16 protein-coding genes and 2 pseudogenes are annotated in these 20164 nt (G+C 72.2%); 6 read left to right on the top strand and 12 right to left on the bottom strand.

All coding sequences use genetic code 11. From position 1 onward, the window contains the following. The first annotated feature begins 156 nt into the window (after window positions 1–156). A complete protein-coding gene (locus AB0435_RS13200; RefSeq protein ID WP_366008108.1) occupies window positions 157–1203 on the top strand; it encodes a methyltransferase in 1047 nt (348 codons plus the stop codon). A gap of 160 nt (window positions 1204–1363) precedes the next feature. Then, window positions 1364–2611 carry a neprosin family prolyl endopeptidase gene (locus AB0435_RS13195; RefSeq protein WP_366008107.1) on the top strand — a complete coding sequence of 416 codons (1248 nt, stop codon included), beginning with the start codon at window positions 1364–1366 and terminating at the stop codon, window positions 2609–2611. Window positions 2612–2734: 123 nt separating this feature from the next. Here the strand turns inward: AB0435_RS13195 and AB0435_RS13190 are convergent, their stop codons facing one another. Continuing rightward, on the bottom strand, window positions 2735–3667 hold the full coding sequence (locus AB0435_RS13190) for an amidohydrolase family protein (RefSeq protein ID WP_366426971.1): 933 nt from the start codon (window positions 3665–3667) through the stop codon (window positions 2735–2737). 34 nt (window positions 3668–3701) lie between these two features. Here AB0435_RS13190 and AB0435_RS13185 point away from each other — a divergent pair. Both AB0435_RS13185 and AB0435_RS13180 read left to right on the top strand, forming a co-directional pair. Beyond that, a pseudogene (locus AB0435_RS13185) lies at window positions 3702–4310 on the top strand (IS21 family transposase); the annotation flags it as partial. 27 nt (window positions 4311–4337) lie between these two features. Then, a pseudogene (locus AB0435_RS13180) lies at window positions 4338–4772 on the top strand (ATP-binding protein); the annotation flags it as partial. A gap of 9 nt (window positions 4773–4781) precedes the next feature. Here the strand turns inward: AB0435_RS13180 and AB0435_RS13175 are convergent. The 6 genes from AB0435_RS13175 to AB0435_RS13150 all read right to left on the bottom strand — a co-directional run bounded on the left by AB0435_RS13175 (window position 4782) and on the right by AB0435_RS13150 (window position 11861). After that, a complete protein-coding gene (locus AB0435_RS13175) occupies window positions 4782–5186 on the bottom strand; it encodes a hypothetical protein (protein ID WP_366426970.1) in 405 nt (134 codons plus the stop codon). A 39-nt stretch (window positions 5187–5225) separates the two neighbouring features. Further along, complete coding sequence (locus AB0435_RS13170; protein ID WP_366426969.1) at window positions 5226–6653, bottom strand: hypothetical protein; 1428 nt, start codon at window positions 6651–6653, stop codon at window positions 5226–5228. A 477-nt stretch (window positions 6654–7130) separates the two neighbouring features. Continuing rightward, window positions 7131–8168 (bottom strand): 2-hydroxyacid dehydrogenase, encoded by a 1038-nt coding sequence (locus tag AB0435_RS13165; protein ID WP_366005206.1) that lies wholly within the window; start codon window positions 8166–8168, stop codon window positions 7131–7133. 33 nt (window positions 8169–8201) lie between these two features. Beyond that, window positions 8202–8825 carry a histidine phosphatase family protein gene (locus AB0435_RS13160; protein WP_366005205.1) on the bottom strand — a complete coding sequence of 208 codons (624 nt, stop codon included), beginning with the start codon at window positions 8823–8825 and terminating at the stop codon, window positions 8202–8204. After that, on the bottom strand, window positions 8822–10309 hold the full coding sequence (locus tag AB0435_RS13155) for an FGGY family carbohydrate kinase (RefSeq protein ID WP_366005204.1): 1488 nt from the start codon (window positions 10307–10309) through the stop codon (window positions 8822–8824). Before AB0435_RS13155 ends, AB0435_RS13160 begins: the two co-directional genes overlap by 4 nt. Continuing rightward, complete coding sequence (locus AB0435_RS13150; RefSeq protein ID WP_366426968.1) at window positions 10302–11861, bottom strand: FGGY-family carbohydrate kinase; 1560 nt, start codon at window positions 11859–11861, stop codon at window positions 10302–10304. Before AB0435_RS13150 ends, AB0435_RS13155 begins: the two co-directional genes overlap by 8 nt. Window positions 11862–12160: 299 nt before the next feature. Here AB0435_RS13150 and AB0435_RS13145 point away from each other — a divergent pair, with 299 nt between their 5' ends. Beyond that, window positions 12161–12940 carry a DeoR/GlpR family DNA-binding transcription regulator gene (locus tag AB0435_RS13145; RefSeq protein WP_366005202.1) on the top strand — a complete coding sequence of 260 codons (780 nt, stop codon included), beginning with the start codon at window positions 12161–12163 and terminating at the stop codon, window positions 12938–12940. Window positions 12941–13161: 221 nt separating this feature from the next. On the opposite strand, the gene AB0435_RS13140 is transcribed toward AB0435_RS13145, so the two are convergent. The 4 genes from AB0435_RS13140 to AB0435_RS13125 are packed head-to-tail and all read right to left on the bottom strand — an operon-like array spanning window position 13162 to window position 18014. Next, the gene (locus tag AB0435_RS13140; protein ID WP_366005201.1) at window positions 13162–14328 is read right to left on the bottom strand and encodes an XdhC/CoxI family protein; all 1167 of its coding nucleotides are present in this window, start codon (window positions 14326–14328) and stop codon (window positions 13162–13164) included. Beyond that, complete coding sequence (locus AB0435_RS13135; protein ID WP_366426967.1) at window positions 14312–16471, bottom strand: xanthine dehydrogenase family protein molybdopterin-binding subunit; 2160 nt, start codon at window positions 16469–16471, stop codon at window positions 14312–14314. Before AB0435_RS13135 ends, AB0435_RS13140 begins: the two co-directional genes overlap by 17 nt. Continuing rightward, window positions 16468–17460 (bottom strand): xanthine dehydrogenase family protein subunit M, encoded by a 993-nt coding sequence (locus tag AB0435_RS13130; protein ID WP_366426966.1) that lies wholly within the window; start codon window positions 17458–17460, stop codon window positions 16468–16470. Before AB0435_RS13130 ends, AB0435_RS13135 begins: the two co-directional genes overlap by 4 nt. Then, on the bottom strand, window positions 17457–18014 hold the full coding sequence (locus AB0435_RS13125) for a 2Fe-2S iron-sulfur cluster-binding protein (RefSeq protein WP_366426965.1): 558 nt from the start codon (window positions 18012–18014) through the stop codon (window positions 17457–17459). Before AB0435_RS13125 ends, AB0435_RS13130 begins: the two co-directional genes overlap by 4 nt. Window positions 18015–18364: 350 nt before the next feature. On the opposite strand from AB0435_RS13125, the gene AB0435_RS13120 reads away from it, so the two are divergent. Next, window positions 18365–18979 (top strand): TetR/AcrR family transcriptional regulator, encoded by a 615-nt coding sequence (locus AB0435_RS13120; protein ID WP_366005197.1) that lies wholly within the window; start codon window positions 18365–18367, stop codon window positions 18977–18979. Between the two features lie 401 nt (window positions 18980–19380). Here the strand turns inward: AB0435_RS13120 and AB0435_RS13115 are convergent, their stop codons facing one another. Further along, window positions 19381–19974, bottom strand: a complete 594-nt coding sequence (locus AB0435_RS13115) for a TetR/AcrR family transcriptional regulator (RefSeq protein WP_366005196.1) — start codon at window positions 19972–19974, stop codon at window positions 19381–19383. Between the last annotated feature and the right edge of the window lie 190 nt (window positions 19975–20164).

Here is a 20164-nt window from a genome sequence, read left to right as displayed (position 1 = left end):
GAGCAGGGCTCCTACCCGTACCAAGCCGGGACAGCGAACGCACCGTGCGGAAGGTACGGGGTGGTGCATCACGGCTCTGGCACGGTGACCCGGGGGCTGTGGGGCTCGTTGACAGATACCGCCGATGACGTCGGAAGAGGAAGAGCCAGCCTGCCCATGAGCACCGACGACTTCCCACCGCAGCCTCCCTCGCCCCTGCCGTTGATGGAGCTGAGTACAGGCTTCTGGGCCTTCAAGACCCTGGCCGCGGCGCATGAGCTCGGGCTGTTCGCCGGGCTCGACGAGCTCGGGTCCGCGACCGTGCCACAGGTCGCCGCGAAGCTGGAGATCGCTGACCGTCCCGCCCGGATGCTGCTCACCGGATGCGCAGCGCTCGGTCTCCTGGAGACGGGAGACGGCGGGGCCTTCGCCAACAGCGCTCTGGCGGCGGCCTACCTGGTGCCTTCCCGGCCGTACTACTTCGGCGGCTGGGTCCGGATACTGGACCGGCGGCTCTATCCAGGGTGGGGACGCCTGACCGAGGCCCTGCGTACGAACGCACCCACCACCTGGGACCCGCGGACGCAAGAGAGCCTCTTCTCGGGCGAGGACCCGGCGCTCCTCGAAACGTTCTGGCAGGCCATGCACAGCCTGTCCTCCTCCACCGCACGTCGGCTGGCCCGGGCAGCCGGTCTCGGTTCGTACCGGCGCCTGCTGGATGTGGGCGGCGGCTCCGGTGCGTACGCGATCGAACTCTGCCGGGCCCATCCGAGCCTGCGCGCTACCGTCTTCGACCTGCCGCACGTGTGCCCCATCGCCGCGGCGCACGCCGCCGAGGCCGGGTTGGGCGAGCGCATCGCCGTCCACCCCGGCGACTTCCTCAACGACGCCTCCCTGCCGCCGGGACACGACTTGATCCTGCTCTCCATGGTGCTGCACGACTGGGACGAGCCCACGGGGCGGGCACTGCTGACCAAGTGCCATGCGGCGCTCCCGCCCGGGGGTGCTGTCGTGATCAGCGAACTGATGGTCGACGACGACCGGTCGGGGCCCGTGGCCGCGGCTCTGATGGGCCTGAACATGCTCGTCGAAACCGTCGGAGGGGAGAACTACACCGCTGCCGAGTACAGCCGGTGGCTGACCGGGACGGGCTTCCAGCAGCCCCGGACCGTTCTGCTCGACGCTCCCGGAGCCAATCAGGCACTGGTCGCCGTCCGAAGCTGAAGGGCTGCCGCGACCGAGCGACCCTCTCCGCAGGCGCTGCGAAGTCCGGCATGGAACGTCCCGTTCGAGGGACTCTCCGGCTGAATCGCTCGGTCCGTGGGGACATCCAAGGAGACGCCGCGCACGGCCGACCGCACCGATCGGAACGGAGAGCCCGATCATGCCCTCACGAAACGACGCTCACTTTCCCGACTTCTCCACCTTCATCGACAGCGTGAACTCCGCGGGCCACGAGCCCTTCACCGCGGCTCACCCCACAAGTCCCGTGGGCGCCGAGGAGTTCGACGCGATGAGGGCGCACATCCAGTCCCTCTACCGCGGCATCGAGGACGTGCCGCACAGCTTCGTCGACGACAACGGCCAGGTCTTCGACTGCGTCCCGGTGGAGCGTCAGCCCGCGCTGCGCGGTACCACGAGCGCCCCGGCCGCCCCGGCCGACGCTCCCGCCGGGCCCGGCCCCCGCGTCACCCCGCAGAGCCTGCCGCTGCTCCCGCAGCTGAGGTCCGACCGCATCGACAAGTTCGGGCACGCCATGTCGTGCCCGCCGGGCACGATCGCCTTGCGCCGGGTCACTCTGGACGAACTGGCCCGCAGGGGCACCCTGCGGGACTTCTTCCGGAAGAGCCCGCTGGGCACGGGCCGGCATCCACGGCTGGGCCCGCAGATCCAGTCGGGGGTGCACAAGTACGCCCACGCCTACCAGGTCACCGACAACCTCGGCGGCCACAGCTTCATCAACGTCTGGGATCCCGGCATCGGCGGCCAGGTCTTCTCGCTCTCGCAGCACTGGTACGCGGCGGGCTCACCGGTGCAGACCGCCGAATGCGGCTACCAGATCTATCCGGGCAAGTACGGCACGACCCAGCCGTGCCTCTTCATCTACTGGACGGCCGACGGCTATCAGCACACCGGCTGCTACAACCTCGACTGCTCCGCCTTCGTCCAGACGAACTCGGCCTGGGCCTTCGGCGGCACACTGGCCCCGGTCAGCGTCTCGGGCGGCGCGCAGTACGAGCTGGAGGTCGCCTGGTACTTCAACGGCGGCAATTGGTGGCTCTACCTCGGCGGCACCGACGCGGGCCACGCCGTGGGCTACTACCCGGGTTCCCTCTACGGCAGCGGCCCGCTCGCGAGCGGCGCGGCGGCGGACATCGACTACGGCGGCGAGGTCGTGGACAACACGGCATGGCCCGCGATGGGCAGCGGCGCCTTCGCCGAAGCCGGCTGGCAGTTCGCGGCGTACCACCGCGACGTCTACTACTACCCCGCGTCGGGCGGAGCCGTGCAGGCGTCCCTGACCGCCTCCCAGCCCTCCCCCAACTGTTTCACCTCCGTCGTGAACCAAGCCGCCGACCCGTGGAACGAGTACTTCTTCTACGGCGGCCCGGGTGGCACGGGCTGCTCGTGACGACAACGCTCGCCGATCACCTGGCCGGGTCCGCTGGGGCCCGCCGCGCAGGGCACATCACTTTCCCGGACGGTGCGGTTCGGTACGAATGCGGCGTCCTTCTCTCCGGCGCTCTTGTCGCGCTCAGGCGGGGGTGACGAGGAGGCCGCCGACGAGAGTGTGGGTGGGGTTGAGGTCGCGCAGGGTGCTGCGAGGGCAGTGGGCGGGGTCCTGGTCCCAGATGGTGAGGTCGGCGAGGCGGCCGGGGGTGAGACTGCCGCGCAGGTGGTGTTCGCCGAGCAGTCGGGCGGCGCAGGTGGTGTGCAGGGCGACGGCTTCGTCGTAGGTGATGGCGTGTTCGGGGCCCTGGACGCCGATGACCGTCTGCCGGGTGGTCATGCCCCACACGGAGCGCATCGCGCCGAACTGGCCGACAGGGAAGTCCGACCCGGCGGCGACCAGAGCGCCCTGGTCGAGCCAGCCGCGGGCGGGGAACAGCGCGGCCACGCGTTCCGGGCCCCAGAACCCCGTCTCCACCTCGGCGGTGTCGTGCAGCAAGGGCTGTTGGATGGTGACGGGAACGCCCAAGTCGACGGCGCGTGCGCGCTGTTCGGGGCCGGCCAGGCCGCCGTGCTCCATCACCAGCGTACCGGCGGGCAGACCGGGGTTGCGAGCGAGGGCGCGTTCGTAGACGTCCAGGAGGACACGGACCGCGCGGTCGCCGTAGGCGTGGGTGCCCACCCGCCAACCGCGCCGGACCACGGCCTCGACGGCCCCGACGAGCGCGTCGGGCTCCCAGGTCAGGGTTCCGGAGAAGGTGTGGTCGCAGGCGTAGGGCGCTTCGGTGGCCCCGGCTTCCAGCCCGCCGTCGAGGCCGAACTTCACTCCCCACACCCGCAGCCACGGGTCGGAGCTGTAGCGCCACTGCTCCATCGCGTCGAGCAGGTCCTCCACCTGAGCCGCGTCGGTCAGGCCGATCGCCGAGATCAGGGCACGGACCCGGGTGCTCAGCGCCCCCGCTTCACGGGCGGCCAGGAGCGTGACGTAGTCGTCGGGTGAGACCGCGCAGTCGCGCACCGTACCGATACCGGTGGCAGCGTACCGACTGCCCCCAGGTGAGGCCGTCCCGCTGCATCCGGAGGCAGTCGGCTTCGCCGGTCACTACGACTTCGACATCGACGTCCTGGCCGCCTACCGGCCCACCGGAAAAGGCCGGGTCGAGAGGCAAGTCCTGATCGTCCGCGACCACGTTCTGTCTGGCCGGTCCTTCTCCTCCATCGAGGAGAAGGACGCCGCATTCACCGCCTGGGTGCCTCACCGGCGGGCCCAGATCCACAAGACACACCGGGACGTCATCGGCGAGCGGGCGGCCCGCGATCACGTGGCCCTCCGGCCGCTGCCGCCCACCCCGTATCTGGTGGCCGAACGGCACCTGCGGCCGGTCGGCAAGGACTGTCTGGTCGCCTTCGGCGGCAACCTCTACTCGGTGCCGGCCCGTAAGGTCCGTCCCCGGCAACTGGTGGAGATCCGGGCCACGAAGTCGCAGGTCACGCTGCACTCGACAGCCCCCGACAACGGCGGCGAGACGCTGCTGGCCATCCACCCGCGGGCAGTTGGCCGCGGAGTCCGCGTCGTCGACGAAACGCATTGGGGCGGCTTGCCCACCGGCAAGGGACGCCGGACCACCACTGGCGACGTTCCCACCCAGCCCCGCCGCGAGCGTCCAGGCGGTGAGGCAGCCGGTTCGCCCGGAGTCGGCAAGACCCACATCGCGCTGGCGGTCGCGGCCTGCCGGGCCGGATACTCGATCTACTCCACCAGCCTCGACGACATGGTCCGCAACCTCAAGGCAGCCGAGGCGGCCGGACGTCTGACCAGCAAGCTGGGCTCCTACCTGCGGCCGAGCGTTCTCGTGGTCGATGAAGTTGGTTACCAGCCCCTCGAACGCGCCGAGGCGAACCTGGTCTTCCAGGTCATCTCGAAGCGCTACGAAAAGGGTTCCATCATCCTGACCTCGAACAAGACCTTCAGCGAGTGGGGCCAGGTCTTCGGGGACGAAGTCCTCGCCACTGCGATCCTCGACCGCCTCCTGCACCACTGCGAAGTCGTCGCCATCAACGGTCCCAGCTACCGGCTGAAGAACCGCCTCAAGGCCATCGAGCGCGAGACGGAAGTCGCCTGATCCGGGAGTTCAATCCTGGCCCAGCTCCTCGCCCGGCGGGATGAAGGCGTCGGCGCTGTCGGCATCGTCAACATGCCCGTGAGCGTCCATCGTGATGGCCGTTGCCCGGCCCTGCGAGGTGATCAGCCACGCGAGTACCTGTTCCGTGAGCGGGGTGTTCCCCGGGCCCTCGTCTTTCCAGTAGGCCCGCCACCCGCCACCAGGAACTGCGGCGACGACCTGGTCGGCCTTCTCAAGGTGGGAGAAGTCCTCGTAGTCCGTGACGGGACGCATGGCGCCTCGCTTGGGGTCGACGACAAGCGCCGTTCCAGTTGCCGGGTCCCATGCCTCCACCCGCACCATGCGGCCGATCTCGGTCTCGGTGCCATTGAAGATCGCGGTCCAGCCAGTCTGATTGAAGTAACGAAGGTCCACCGCCCCATCTTCTCGCAGGGCGATGAGCGCAGCGGGCGGCTACTTGCTCTGCACGTTCATCCGTACGCACCTCTGCACATAGGCAAGTACGCCGACACCGACCTGCTGAAGGGTGTCGTAAGGCGCTCCCGCGCCGAGCGGAAAGGTGTGAGTGACCGTACCGGTGTCGGGGGCGATCTGGGCGTAGGTGAACCGGTCCCGGGGCGAGGGTTCGTCCGAGCCCGGGGTGGCGGGCTCGCGCAGCACGGTGTGGATGTGGTGGTCGCCGAGAGAGAGCCGGGGCACGGCGGCGGAGCGGACCGTGGTGTCCCACTTCAGGTCGCAGCCCCTGCCGTCGCGCCGTACGTCGACCCGGCTCATGCCTCCGGTGAACGGAGCGGACGGCGGCACGCTCGGTCCGGCGTCCGGGGGCAGCGCGGGGTAGGGGTAGCCGTACGTGCTGGCCACGTAGACCGAACGCCCGGCACCGATGGGCGAGTTCTCACTTCCACTGCCGCCTGCTTTCAGTACCGGCACCTTGCAGACCGGTGTGCCGTCGCCGGTGCGGTAGACGAGGAGGTTGACGGTCGGGGCGGCGTTGTCGACGAGCGTGACGTAGTCGGTTCCGGTGCGCGGGCCGAAGAAGGTCGGCGTGGAGCCGGTGCCCCAGCTCAGCTGGCCCGGTTTGCGGCCCGGTCCCCGGTCGTACGCCTGCCGCCAGCGGATGTGCGGGGTGCCGTCGGCCGCGGCGGTCAGCAGGTAGGTCGCGTGCGTGGTGGAGACCAGGGTGCCTTGCGGGGCGGTGGAGGTGCTGTTGGCGATGTGCTCACCGGCAGGCAGAGCGAGGGTTCTCACCGCCCCGGTGCGGTCGTCGGCGAATCCGGCGACGCCGCCTCCGGTGGCGAACCATACCCGGCCGTGCCAGTCCGGGGACAGGCCCACCACCGCGTCCCCCGCGGGTACCGCGCGTGCCAGGGACAGCGAACGGTCCACGTACAGCTGCCAGGTGCCGTCCGGGGCCTTGCGGTGGGCGACGCGCAACAGGTCGCGGTTGCCGTCGACGACCACCAGGCGGTCCCGGTTGTCGAGGTACGCGTAGACCCCGCCGAGCAACGAGCCTTTGGTGAGCGGGAGATGGGCGAGCGGCGCTCCCGTCCTCGGGTCGAGGAGATACGCCGTGGGGATGCGCCCGGCGTGGGTCGTGCACAGGGCGACGGGGTGGCCGTCGGATCCGTCGAGCACGGTCGGGCAGGCCGCGGCGAGCGCGGTCAGGTGCGAGGTGAGCGGGCCGGTGCCGGGTCCGGGCAGGCGGGTGGCATCGGACGATCCGGTGTCGGCATGCATGGTGGCGGTGCCGTCCGGTCCCGCGTACGGGTTGTGCGGCGGCAGCGGCACCCGGTCCGGGCAGGCGGTGGCCGAGGCCGCGCCGACGGAGAACAGCACAGCCGCCGCGACGGCGGCGACGCGCAGGGAAATGACAGATCGCATGGGCACTCCCGTCCTGGGCAACCCTGCTGATCTGCCCGCGCGGGCGCCCACGGACACGTGACGGACGGCGGTCACCGGGCCGGGCAGCCGACGAGCCCGGTCATCCGCTCCGCCACGCCGTACCGTTCCGCTGCGTCGACACCGCCCCTCGTATCCGCGCGGGTGCAGCCCCTTTCGGGGTGAGCAACGACGGGGCGCTGGGCATGGCCCGGGCGGTCGCCGGTGGAGCCCGGTTCCCACTGCTGGTCCTGGTCACGACCGGCCCTTCCGGCGGGCTGGTGGTGCTGGAGGGCCACCTCCGCCTGACCGCGTACATGCTGTGCCCCGACCGGCTGCCGCCGGAACTGGAGGTGCTGGCCGGCTCGTCGCCGGGTATGACCGGCTGGGGCTGCTGGGGCCTGTGCCGTGAGAGTTCGGGGCGCCTTCGACAACGGGGCCGCGGCCCGTTCCCCGTCCGGGGCGGTCGGACCGCCCGTCTCACCGCCGCAGTACGTCCGGGTTCGCGCAGTGGGCCAGCGGCTCGCCGCGCAGGTGGCGGCCGACCTCGGCGGCGACGCTCGCCGCCGCCTTGTGCGCGACCTGCCGGCTGCCGCCCGCGATGTGCGGGGTGAGGACCACGCCCGGCGTGGTCAGCAGGCGTGAGCCGGCGGGGACGGGCTCCTCGGGGAAGACGTCCAGGCCTGCTCCGGCGAGTTGTCCGGAGTCCAGGGCGTCGCACAGGGCGTCGTAGTCCAGCAGCGCTCCGCGGGCGCAGTTGACGAGGACGGAACCGCGCGGCATCGCGGCGATCCGGTCGCGGTTGATCATGCCGGTCGTCTCGTCGGTGACGCGGGCGTGGAGGGAGACGATCCGGGAGCGGGTGAGGAGCTCGTCCAGGGTGACCTGTTCTGCGACGCCGTGCAGGGCCTGTGCCTCGACATAGGGGTCGTGGACGAGCACATGGGCGCCCATGGCGGCCAGCACCTTGGCGACCCGGCTGCCCACGGCCCCGTACCCGACGAGGCCGACCGTGCAGCCCTCGATCTCGATGCCGCACCTCTCGTAGTCGAAGTAGTCGCCGCGCCAGACGCCCTCGCGCAGGTCGGTGTGGGCGTCGCCGACGCCGCGTGCGGCGGCGAGCAGCAGGGTGAGCGTGTGCTCGGCGGTGGCGGTGGCGTTGCGGCCCGGGGCGTAGCAGACGGCGACGCCGTGCCGGGTGGCCGCTTCGAGGTCGGCGTTGACGGGGCCGCCCCGGCTGACGCAGAACAGCTCCAGATCGGGGCAGTTGGCCAGGATGCGTTCGGTGAGCGGGGCGAGCTGGGTGACGCAGACCTTCACGCCGCGCAGGGCCTCTATCATCTCGTCCTCGCTTCCCGACGCCTCGCGGACCTCGGCGACCGGGCCGAACGGGGCGTGCGGCCAGGGCAGGGTGTGCTCGCGGACGTCCACGGTGCCGTCGGTGGCCTCCAGGACGGCGCCGGACAGCAGGGACGGGAGGACGAAGTGGTCGCCGGCGGCGAGGACGGGGGTGCTCATGCGGGGGCTCTTTCCGTGGTGCGGTGACGGTCGTCAGGAATGTGCGGTGCGGGCGGGGAGCGGCACGTTGAGGCAGAGGAGGGAGGCGCGGCCGTCCTTCAGCCGCAGGACGGTGAGGGCGGTGTTGTGCAGCTGCGGGAAGGCAGTGCGGTACGCGCTGAGCGGGATGCCCAGGTGGCGGCAGAGAAGGAGGCGCAGGAGCGTGGAGTGCGCGACGACGAGGATCCTGCCGTCCGGGTGCGCGGCGGCCATCTCGGCGAGGCAGGCCGACGCCCGGTCCGCGGCGGCTCCGGGGGCCTCGCCTCCGGGGAGGTGGTGGGTGTCGGGGTCGGCGAGGAAGGCGTCGAGCAGGTCCGGGAACGCCTCACGCATCTCGGCCCTGGTCATGCCTTCGCCCTTGCCGAAGTCGAGTTCACGCAGCCGCTCGTCGAGCCGGTGCGCGAGGCCGTTCGCCTGGGCGGCGAGGGCGGCGGTGAGCCGGGCGCGGGAGAGCGGGGAGCTCCACACCCCAGTGAGGTCCGCGGTGCGGGACCAGTCGGCCAGGGCCGCGGCCTGCTCGTGGCCGCGCGCGGTGAGGGCGACGTCGCTGCGCCCGGCGTAGCGGTTCTCGGCGTGCCAGACGGTCTCGCCGTGGCGTACGAGGATGAGGTCGGTCATGGTGCTGTTCTCCTGCGGGCGTGTTCTGCCACGGCCTGGTCCAGCCAGCCGCGTCGGGCGAGTTCGTCGACGAAGCGGAGGTAGGCGGAGGTGTGGTGTGCGGTGCGGGCCGGGTCGGGGGTGATCTCCTCGCCGGCGCGGACCATGCGGGCGATGGCCTCCTGGAGGGTGGCGCCGGCGGACGTGGCGGCCAGGACCGCCATGCCGACGGCGCTCTCGGCCTGGAGGGGCAGCCGGACCGTGCGGCCCAGTACGTCGGCGCGCAGCCGGTTCCAGTAGGGGTTGCGGGTGCCGCCGCCGGTGAGGGTCAGCGGGCCGTCCACGGGTGCGCCCAGGTGGTCGAGGTAGTCGAAGCAGAGCCGTTCGACGCAGGCGACGCCGAGGAGGAAGGCGTGGAACTCCTGGGCGCGGGTGGGGGTTTCGCCGAGGACGAAGGGGTGGGCGTCCGGTGCGCGGAAGGGGAAGCGCTCTCCCCCGGCGGAGACCAGTGGGTAGGCGACCGCGTCCCAGTCCTTTCCCTGGGCCTGCCGGGTCAAGGGCGTGAGTTCCGCGCGGTCGAAGTGCCGGGAGAGGACGCCGGCGCCGCTGCCGGAGGCGCCGCCGGGCAGCCACTGCCCGTCCGGTCCCCGGTGGCAGTAGACGACTCCGGCCGGGTCGCGGACCAGGTGCGGGCTGGTGCCTTTGAGGACGAGGGTGGTGCCCAGCACGGAGTTCCAGGCGCCCGGCCGTACGGCCCCGGCGCCGATCTGCGCGGCGCAGCCGTCGGTCATGCCGGCGACGACGGTGGTTCCTTCGGGGATGCCGGTGGCCCGGGCGGCGTCGGCGCAGACGGTGCCGAGCACGCTTCCGGGGCGTACGACGTCGGGCAGCAGACCCGACGGGATCTCAAGTCGGGCCAGTTCTCCGGTCGGCCACCGCTCCTGGAGAAGGTGGTAGCCGGTCTTCAGGGCGTGACTGGCGTCCGCGGCCACCTGGTGCCCCGTCAGCCGCCAGGTGATGAGGTCCACTTGATGCAGGAGCCTGGCTCCTGGCGCTGCGGCCTGGTGGTCGAGCAGCCACAGCAGCTTCGGAAGGGCCCAGGAGGGCTGCATGCTGCGGTAGCCGAGCTCCTGCCAGACCGGCTCCCCGACAGCGTTGACTCGTACGGCCTGTTCGCTGGCGCGCCCGTCGTCGTACATCAGGCCCGGTGTGAGCGGGGCGCCGTGGGGGTCGGCGAGGAGGACGGTGCCGGAGGTGCCGTCGACGGCGAGGCCGCGGACGCGCTCGGGTGCGATGCCGGCCAGTGCCTCGCGGCAGGTGGCGGCCAGTGCGCTCCACCACTGTTCCGGGTCCTGCTCGTGGCGCTCGCCGGCGCGGTGGCTGTCGAGGGGGCGGGCGGCGGCCGCGAGGATGTGGCCGTCGCCGTCCACGGCGACGCAGCGGGCGCTCTGGGTGCCGAGGTCGAGGCCGAGCCAGACGGGGCCGGCGGCGGGGCGGTCAGGCACGGGTGCCTCCCGGGACGGCGTCGACGGGCGGGGCCTGCCGGGGGAAGGGCGGTAGCGCGGGCGTGGTGGGCCGGGCCGTGGTCCGGGGCTGCCATCCCGCGTCGTGGGCGAGTGAGCGCCAGCGGAGGAAGTCCTCGTACACGTCGGCGTAGAGCCGGGCCCGGGCCGGGTCGGGTTCCCAGCGGTCCCGCATGCGCACGGAGGCGGCGACGGCGCTGCGCAGGTCGGGCTGGTCGCCGGAGAGCACGCGGGCGGTCAGGAAGGCGCCCTTGGCGCCGAGTTCGGTGTCGCGGGACCTGGCGGTGGGCACGCCCGTGACGTCGGCGATCAGCTGACACCAGGCGTCGCTGTTGGCACCGCCGCCGCACAGGCGCAGCTCGGTGGCGTCCGCGCCGGACGCGGCGAGCGAGTCGCGCAGCGCGAGCGAGAGTCCGTCGAAGACGGCGCGGGCGAGGTCGGCGCGGGTGTGTTCCAGGGACAGGCCCCAGAACGTGCCGCGGGCGCGCGGATCGAGGAAGGGGGCCCGTTCGCCCGCCGGGGAGAGGTAGGGCAGGAACATCGGCCCGTGGCCGGTGGGCGGGGAGCGGAAGGCCAGCTGCGCGAGCTCCGGAGGGCCGGGGAGCCCCAGGGTGCGCGCGGCCCAGTCCAGGACTTCCACGCCGTTGAGGGTGGGGAAGGCGCGCAGGACGTTGCCGTTCCCGTGGCCCGCGATGGTGACGCCGCACGGTGCGCCGGTGGTGTCCACGCTCTCGCGGACGATCTCCGTGCACAGGGTGGTGCCGAGGATGCCACAGGCCTGTCCGGGGTCGATGACACCGACGCCGCGCGCGGTGGCGGCGATGTCGTAGGGGGCCATGACGACGGGCAGCCCGGCGGGCAGCCCGAGGAGCCCGGCCGCCTCGGTGGTCAGGTGGGCGAGGCACTCCCGCTCCCCCAGGACCTCGGGCAGCAGCCCGCGGAGCGCGGCGAGGCCGAAGAGGTCGAGGACGGCGGGGTCGTAGTCGCCGGTGGTGTGGTCGAGGAAGGGCGCGGACGCGTCGGACGCGTCCGCGGCCGCGATGCCGGTGAGGCGGAGGAACAGCCAGCCGGCGGCGGTGAGTACGGAACGGGAGCGCTTCAGACGGTCGGGGTCGTGAAGGGCGAACCAGGTGAGGATCGCGTTGGGCATGCCCGTGCAGGTGAGGGAGCCGTTGCGGCGGAACGCCTCGTCCAGGACACCCTCGTCCCGCCAGCGGCGGACGATGCCGCCCGCCCTGCCGTCGGACCACAGGACGGCGGGCCCGGTGGGCCGGCCGTCGCCGTCCACGAGCCAGGCGCCGTCCCCCTGGGCCGTGAAGGCGAGCATCCGCACCGGGTCCGCCGACTCGGACAGCACACTGCGGACGGTGGCGGCCACGGCGTCCCACACGGCGTTCATGTCCTGTTCGGCCCGGCCCGGGCAGGGGCGGTGCACGGCGGTGGCTTGGCGGGAGACTGCTGTCTCCTTGCCCCGGTCGTCGAAGACGACCGACTTGATCATCGTGGTGCCGACATCGACGGCGAGTACCGACATGGCGGGGCTCACCGTCCCCCGTCAGGAGCGTTCGTCATCGAAGCTCCCCTTCTCCTCGTGACGGAGCGGCGCGCGGTGGCGGCCGGATCCGTGGTCGTCCTGTGTGAAATGCATGCAACTCCCGTACGGAAACCGCGTCAACGGACTCCGGCATGTTCGCAGCGGGGACGGCCTCGCCCGTGTGGCATCGCAGGCAGGAGGCCTGGAGTACCGGGCGAAGGGCCGCAGGCAGTGATGCGATGTCCACGAGAAGATAACGTGGCGACATCACACGGTGGCGGTCGCGGAGGGGTACGGAAATGGACAGGATCGACGTCCGGGAGGACAGGCGCCGCCAGATCCGGGAGGCCGTCGTCGGCGGGGGTTTCGTACGGGCCTCGGAGCTGGCCGAGCGGTTCGGCGTCAGCTTGATGACCGTCCACCGCGACCTGGACGCCCTCCAGGCGCAGGGCTGGCTGCGCAAGGTGCGCGGCGGGGCGACGACGCTGCCGTCGGCACAGTTCCACGGCAGCGTCGGCGAACGCATGACGAGCATGGCCCGGACCAAACAGGCACTGGCCCGGGCGGCGGCCACCCTGCTGGTCCCCGGGCAGACGGTGCTGGTCGACGACAGCACGACCTGCCTGGCCCTCACCCACCGCTTCGCGGACCACGCCCCGCTCACCGTCGTCACCAACTCACTGCCGGCGATCACCACACTGGCGAAGGAACCGGGCATCTCCCTGATCGGGCTGGGCGGCACGTACTTCCCGGCCTACGACGCGTTCATGGGCCTGCACACCGCGGACAGCGTCCGGGCCTTCCGCGCCGACGTGCTCTTCCTGTCGACCACGGCGATAACCAACGGCCGCTGCTACCACACCTCTCCGGAGACCACACAGGTCAAGCGCGCGATGATGGAGAGCGCGGCACGCACGGTCCTCCTCGTCGACCACACGAAGTTCGCCAAGGAGGGCCTCTACGCGCTCGCGCCACTGGGCGCGTTCGACTTGGTCGTCGTCGACGAGGGCCTGCCGGGCAAGGAGTTGCGGGCACTGCGGGAGAGCGGCACGGAAGTGATGCTGGTGCCGCAGGCGTGACGGCGGCCCAGCGGATGCCCGACGCGGCCCCCATGCCACGCGGTCGGTCCGGCCGGGGCATGCGCGGACCGTCCCCCACCCAAGCCACCGGCGCGTGCTCGACCTGGTCTACGCCACCTCGCCGCTCCTCGCCGGCGTCGGCGGACGCTGCTTCACCGACTGCAACGAGTCCGACGTCGACGACGTCGGAGATGCACACGACGGCATCACCCATCCCCGACTCACCCGCCCACCGCAGGCCCGACGAGTCCCGCCCCGGCGTGCGTCGGCGTGTCCGGAACGCGGTGGATCGCCGTGCGCGTCGCGGTGAGCGGGAGGCCCGTGGCACCGTGCCGTGCGGCGACTATCTCCGCCGCGATGGACAGGGCCGTCTCCTGCGGTGTGCGGCCGCCCAGGTCCAAGCCGATGGGAGCACGCAGCCTGGCCAGCTCGACATCGCTGACGCCGGCTTCGCGCAACCGCCGGACACGGTCGGCATGGGTGCGGCGCGAGCCCATCGCGCCGACGAACGCGACCGGGAGGCGCAGGGCGACCCGCAGCAGCGGCACATCGAACTTGGCGTCGTGGGTGAGGACGCACAGCACCGTCCGCGCGTCGGTGGCGGTACGGCGCAGATAGCGGTGCGGCCAGTCGACCACGACGGCATCCGCCTCCGGGAAGCGGGCCGCCGTGGCGAACACGGGGCGCGCGTCGCACACGGTGACGTGGTAGCCGAGAAACTTGCCGACCCGGACCAGCGCGGCCGTGAAGTCGACCGCCCCAAAGACGATCATGCGCGGTGGTTCGAGGCCCGACTCGACCAGGAGCGTCACTCCGCCGGGGCAGTGCGCTCCGTCCTGCGACAGCTCGACGGTGCCGGTGCGGCCCGCGCCGAGCAGAGCACGCGCCTCGGCCGCGGCCGTGCGGTCCAGCTCCGGCCGGCCGCCGAGACCTCCCTCGTACGACCCGTCGGGCCGGACGAGCAAGACCCCGTCCAGGAGTTCGGCCGGTCCCCGGACGACCCTGGCCAAAGCCACCGCCTCGCCGCGGACGGCGGCCGTCAGCGCCCGGGAGAGCACCTCCCGGCCCGGTGCGGCCGCGGGGAACGGGGCGGCCACGACCTCGACGGTACCGCCGCAGGTCAGCCCTACCGCGAAGGCGTCGTCGTCGCTGTATCCGAACCGTTCCCGGAGTACCACCCCGTCCTGGAGTGCCTGGACGCACAGGTCGTACACCGCCGCTTCCACGCAGCCCCCGGAGACCGAGCCGACGGCCCGGCCTCGGTCGTCCACGGCAAGGGCGGCGCCGGGGCCGCGCGGGGCGCTGCCGCTCACCGCCACGACGGTGGCGACGGCGAAGTCCCGTCCCTGTGCGGCCCACCGGGCCAGTTCCTCAGCGATGTCCAGCACGGTCCCGTTCCTTCTGCGCGGTGGCGGACGTCAGGACGCGGTCGGGCCGGATCGGCAGGTCCCGGTGGCGTACTCCGGTCGCGTGCCAGATGGCGTTGGCGACCGCTGCGGCGGACCCCACCGTGCCGATCTCGCCGATGCCCTTGATCCCGATCGGGTCGTCCGGGTCCGGGTCGTCCAGCCAGTCCACCTCGATGGCGGGGACGTCCGCGTGGGCCGCGATGTGGTAGCCGGCGAAGTCGGAGTTGACCACGTCGCCCGAGGCGGCGTCCCGGACGGCCTCCTCGTGCAGGGCCATGGACAGGCCCCAGATCATGCCGCCGGTCAGCTGGTTGCGGGCGGTCAGGGGGTTGACGATCCGGCCCGCGGCGAAGATGCCGAGCATGCGCCGTACGCGGATCTCACCGGTGCCCGGATCGACGGCGACCTCGGCGAACTGTGCCCCGTACGCGTGCCGTTCGTACGCGGCGAGGGCGCTGACCGCCTGCGCCGTGTCGGAGCGCACGGTGAGGCCGTCCGGCGGGACGGCGGCGCCGAGGGCGAGGCGCTCCCGCAGCTCGCGTGCCGCGAGCGTGACCGCCCAGCCCCAGGAGCGGGTCCCCATGGAACCGCCCGCCAGCCACGCGTTGCCGAAGTCGCTGTCGGCGATGAGCACGCGTACCCGGTCGGGCGTCACCTCCAGCTCGTCCGCGGCCAATTGGGTCAGGGCGGTGCGCGCGCCCGTTCCGATGTCCGCCGCGGTGATGCGCACGGTGAAGGTGCCGTCCGCCTCCGCCGTAGCGGCGGCGGTCGCGGGGAAGGCACCCGCGAAGAAGCTGGACGCCGCCGTGCCGGTGCCGACGAGCCAGCGGCCGTCACGGCGCACGCCGGGCCGCGGGTCGCGCCCGGCCCACCCGAAGCGGCGGGCTCCTTCGGCGAAGCAGTCGAGCAGGCGGCGTCCGGCGAAGGGCAGCCCGGAGACGGGACCGGCGGAGGGTTCGTTGCGGGCCCGCAGGGCGATCGGGTCCACACCGCAGTGCTCGGCCAGCTCGTCGATCGCGCATTCCAGGGCGAACGACCCGGGGGCCTCGCCCGGCGCGCGCATGTACGTCGGAGTGGGGACGTCGAGAGCTACCACACTGTGGACGGTGCGGTGGCCGCTCGCGTCGTACATGGAACGCCCGTAGGTGGCACTCGGCTCGACGAACTCACGGACCGTGGAAGTGGCACTCAGCGCCGTGTGCTCCAGGGCACGCAGCCGGCCGTCGGTGTCGGCTCCCAGCCGGACGCGCTGGGCGGTGGGGCTGCGGTGGCCGATGAGCGAGAACATCTGGGACCGGGTGAGCGCGGCGCGGACGGGCCGCCCGAGCACGGTCGTCGCCATGACCGCGAGGATGAGGTGCGGGCGGACCTGGGCCTTGGAGCCGAAGCCGCCGCCGACGTGCTCGGACCGCAGGTGCACCGAGGCGGGGTCGAGGCCGAAGAGCTGGGCGAGGTCCCGCGCCGTCGCGTACGCGCCCTGGGTGGTGTCGGCGACCTCGAGCCGCCCGCCGTCCCAGCGCGCCATGGCCGCGTGCGGCTCCATCGGGTTGTGATGCTCCTCCGCGGTGGTGTACCGGGCGTCCACCACCACGTCGGAACCGGCGAGTTCGGCCTCCACGTCACCCTTGTCCGTACGCGGCGGCCTCCCTGCGACCAGTACCTCCGGCGTGTACGCGGCGGGGTGGCCGGGGCGGAAGCCCACGTCGTGCGATTCGGCGTCGTACGTGATGACGAGCGCCTCCGCGGCCTCCCTGGCCTGTTCGGGGGTCTCGGCCACGACGAAGGCGACCGGCCAGCCCACGTGCGGCACGCGGTCGTGCTGGAGGACCTGCGTGGTGGTGTCGGGCCCGAAGGTGCCGACGAAGTCCTCCTTCAGGCGCGGCGCGTTGCCGTGATGCAGGACCGCGAGCACGCCGGGCATCTTCAGGACGGGGGCGTCGTCCACGGAGCGGATGCGGCCGCGGGCCACCGTGGACACCGCTATCCAGCCGTGGGCGAGTTCGGCGGCGGGGAAGTCTGCCGCGTAACGGGCCGCGCCGGTGACCTTGTCGCGGCCCTCCAGGCGGACGTGTGACGTGCCGACGGCCCTGGTCACGGGTCCGGTGGTCGTTGCCGTGGTCATCGAACGGTCTCCTCGGCGAGTTCTGTCAGGACGCTGACGACCAGGTTGCGCATCAGCGGCAGCTTGTAGCCGTTGTGCCGCAGGGGCCGGGCGGCGGCCAGTTCGGCATCGACGGCGGCCGCGAACGCCTCGGCGTCGGCCGGTCCCCCGGTCAGGACGCGCTCGGCCCGCCGGGCCCGCCACGGGCGGGAGGCCACGGCGCCGAAGGCGAGACGCACCTCGCGCACGATGCCGTCCTGGACGTCGAGGGCGGCCGCGAGCGAGCCGATCGCGAAGGCGTACGACGCGCGCTCGCGTACCTTGCGGTAGCGGGAGGCGGCAGCGATCGGCGCCGGCGGCAGGACGACGCCGGTGATCAGCGCTCCGGGCGGCAGCGCGGTCTCCAGCTGCGGGGTGTCCCCCACCGGGCGGTAGAACTCGGCGAGTGGCAACTCGCCCGGTCCGTCGAGGGTTTCGTAGGTGACGATCGTGTCGAAGGCCGCCAGGGCCACCGCCATGTCGGAGGGGTGCACGGCCACGCAGTGCGGGGAGGCGCCCAGGACGGCGTGGTTGCGGTGCTCGCCGTCGAGCGCGGCACAGCCGCTGCCGGGGACGCGCTTGTTGCACGGTGCGACCGCGTCGGTGAAGTAGCCGCAGCGGGTGCGCTGCAGCAGGTTCCCGCCGACCGTGGCCATATTGCGCAGCTGCCCCGAGGCACCGGCGAGGACGGCCTGCGCCAACGCGGGGAACCGGCGGCGCACTTGAGGGTGCGCGGCCAGATCGCTGTTGGTGACCGTCGCGCCGATGCGCAGTCCCCCGCCGACGGTGGACCCGATCCGGTCGAGGGGAAGGTCACGCAGGTCGACGAGGAGCTCGGGCCGCTCCACCCCGGTCTTCATCAGGTCGACGAGGTTGGTGCCACCGCCGAGCGGGCGGGCTCCGGGTTCGGCCCCGAGCAGGGTGAGCGCGTCGGCCATGTCGGCGGCACGCCGATAGCGGAACTCCCTCACGCCACAACCGCCTTGGTCTCGGCGGACTGCTCGTGTGCCGCCTGCGCGACGGCCCGGACGATCGCGGTGTACGCGCCGCAGCGGCACAGGTTGCCGCTCATCCGCTCCCGGATCTCGTCATCGGTGAGGGCGGGCGGACCCGCCTCGGGGCGTAGGTCGGCGGTGACGGCGCTCGGCCAGCCCGCCGCGTGCTCCTTGATGACCGCGAGGGCCGAGCAGATCTGCCCCGGGGTGCAGTATCCGCACTGGTAGCCGTCGAGTTCGAGGAATGCCTGCTGCACCGGATGCAGCCGCTCGCCGTCGGCGACGCCCTCGATGGTGATGATCGCACGCCCCTCGGCAGCGACCGCGAGTTGTAAGCAGGACACGGCCCGGCGGCCGTCGAGCAGCACGGTACAGGCGCCGCACTGCCCGTGGTCGCAGCCCTTCTTGGTGCCGGTCAGTTCGAGGTGCTCGCGCAGGGCGTCGAGCAGTGTGGTGCGGTGGTCCACGGTGAAGGTGCGCGGTTCTCCATTGATGTGCAAGGTGATGACGCTGGACGTCGATGCGGTCACGATGGCCCTCTTCGGCATATTCGACATGTTCGGCATAAAGGTTCGCGCTGCGGCGGAGCTAGGGGCACCCCGGCCGAAGGCTGGGGGGAGGAACGGCCCGCGCAGGCGGTTGGCAAGGTGGCGCTGCCTGTCGGGGAGGCCGCCGGGGAACGAGGCCGAGGTGGGCGAAGACCGGTCCCGGTTCGCCGCCGACGGTCCTCACGGCCTCGGCTGCCACTAAAGTGAGCTACGAATGGACAGTTGTCCGGATAATGCAGCGGACAGTTGTCCAGGTACCGTGAACTTAGCGGACGGTTGTCCGCTTAGCAAGGGTGCCGGACCGGCGACGGACAGAGGGCGAGGGGACGCACGTGCGGACGAGGGAGCCACAGCAGGAGGACGAGCCCCCGCCCCGGCGCTCGGACGCCCGGCGCAACCGCGAACGGATCCTGGAAGTGGCCCTGGCGGAGCTGACGCACTCCCCCGCCGTCGCGCTGAGCACGATCGCGAAGAAGGCGGGCGTCGGACAGGGCACCTTCTACCGGAACTTCCCCGACCGGGAGTCACTCGTCCTCGAGGTCTATCGCTTCGAGGTCCAACAGGTCTTCGAGGCCGCCCGCCACCTGCTCCGGACCCGGCCGCCCGAACAGGCCCTGCGGGAGTGGCTGGACCGCCTCGCCCGCTACGCGTCGGCCAAGGCGGGACTGGCCGAGGCGATGTGCGAGGCCACCCGCGCACCCGCCACCCCGGCACGCTGGGGCCACGCACCGGTCACCGCCGCCGTCGAACTCCTCCTGGATGCCAACGAGAAGGCCGGCACCATCCGCCCCGGAGTGACCCCCGACGACTTCCTCCTCGCCATCGCCGGGCTGTGGCACATCGGCACGCACGACGACGCACACGAGCGCGCCCAGCGCCTCTTCGACCTCGTCACGGACGGCCTGCGGGCCGGGGCACCCGGAGCCCGACCCGACGGGAACGGCTGACCTCGGCCGGGCCTCGGTGTGTACACCGCCACGGTCCGCCCATGAGGACACGTGCGTGGACTCGCTCCACCACCGCAGGGCCTCGGGCGGTCATTCCTCGCTCTCGCCGTCCTCGTCGAGACCGCCGGCGCCGGGTCGCGCAGCGGGCGCAGGCCGTCGCCGACGGGGGTGGAGGCGCGGAAGCCCTAGCGACCGAGCACGTTGAGGTTCGCGTGCTTGAGCGGAGAGACACGGGCGCCGTCCTTCATCCAGGACGGTGCTCACGCTCCTCGGCCGGCAGCGCCCGCAGCTCCCCGACGGCGGCGCCCAGGTAGCGGGGGATCCAAGCGCCGCGGCGTTGAGCACCAGCCCGGCGACCGAGCAGGTGACCATCACCTTTGAGGGGTGCACGACGGCCCGGGCTACGCCGCGGGAGACTCGTCCGGCGGCTCCCAGCCGTGGGTGAGGATGTCGAAGAGTGCCTCGACGGCGGACCGGCGGTCCTGCCGGTCGCGAGCGAGGACCGGGATCTCGAGCACGAATCGGGCAAGGGCCACACACGCGAGGTTGTCGTGGTCCACGCCGAGCTCGTCCGCGATGGCTGCGCCGAGACTGTCGGTGTGCCGGGTCCACATGCGTTCGGCGTACGCGCGCAGCGCCGGCGTGGAGTTCACCAGGTTGGTGAACTCGGCCGCCTGAGGATGTGCCCCGATCGCCGGCCAGGTGTCCTGGATGTGCTCCCGGAGGGCATCGAGGATGCTCTGCCCGGAGGGTCGCTGCCGCACCGCGGCGATCAATTGCGACTCCCGGTCTTCTTCCTGGTCGAAGACCAGCGCTTCCTTGCCGCTGAAGTGCTTGAACACCGTAGCGGTCGACACGTCGGCGGCGTCCGCGATGTCACGGATGCTCACCTGATCGTAGCCGCGCTCCAGGAACAGTTGGAGTGCGGCGTCGGCGATCGCCTGCCGGGTGGCCGCCTTCTTGCGGTCCCGGCGGCTGATGGAAGGCACGGTCATGACCAGAGCGTACCCGACAGTCGAATCCATCGCTAAGTAGAGTCATTGCACTTTTCGACTGGCTCTGATTTCATGGATGCTGTGCGGACCTGAGCGGCACATCCTCGTCGGCCTGGTCACCGCCATCGGCCGCGCCGCGCCGACCTGTTCATCAGGGCCCCCTCGGCACGGCAGGTCCGGCGCCGGGGTC

Source organism: Streptomyces sp. NPDC051173 (genome assembly GCF_040689515.1).
Taxonomy (GTDB): domain Bacteria; phylum Actinomycetota; class Actinomycetes; order Streptomycetales; family Streptomycetaceae; genus Streptomyces.
The sequence above is the reverse complement of the archived record's forward strand: the minus strand, read 5'-3'. Positions and strand labels throughout refer to the sequence as shown.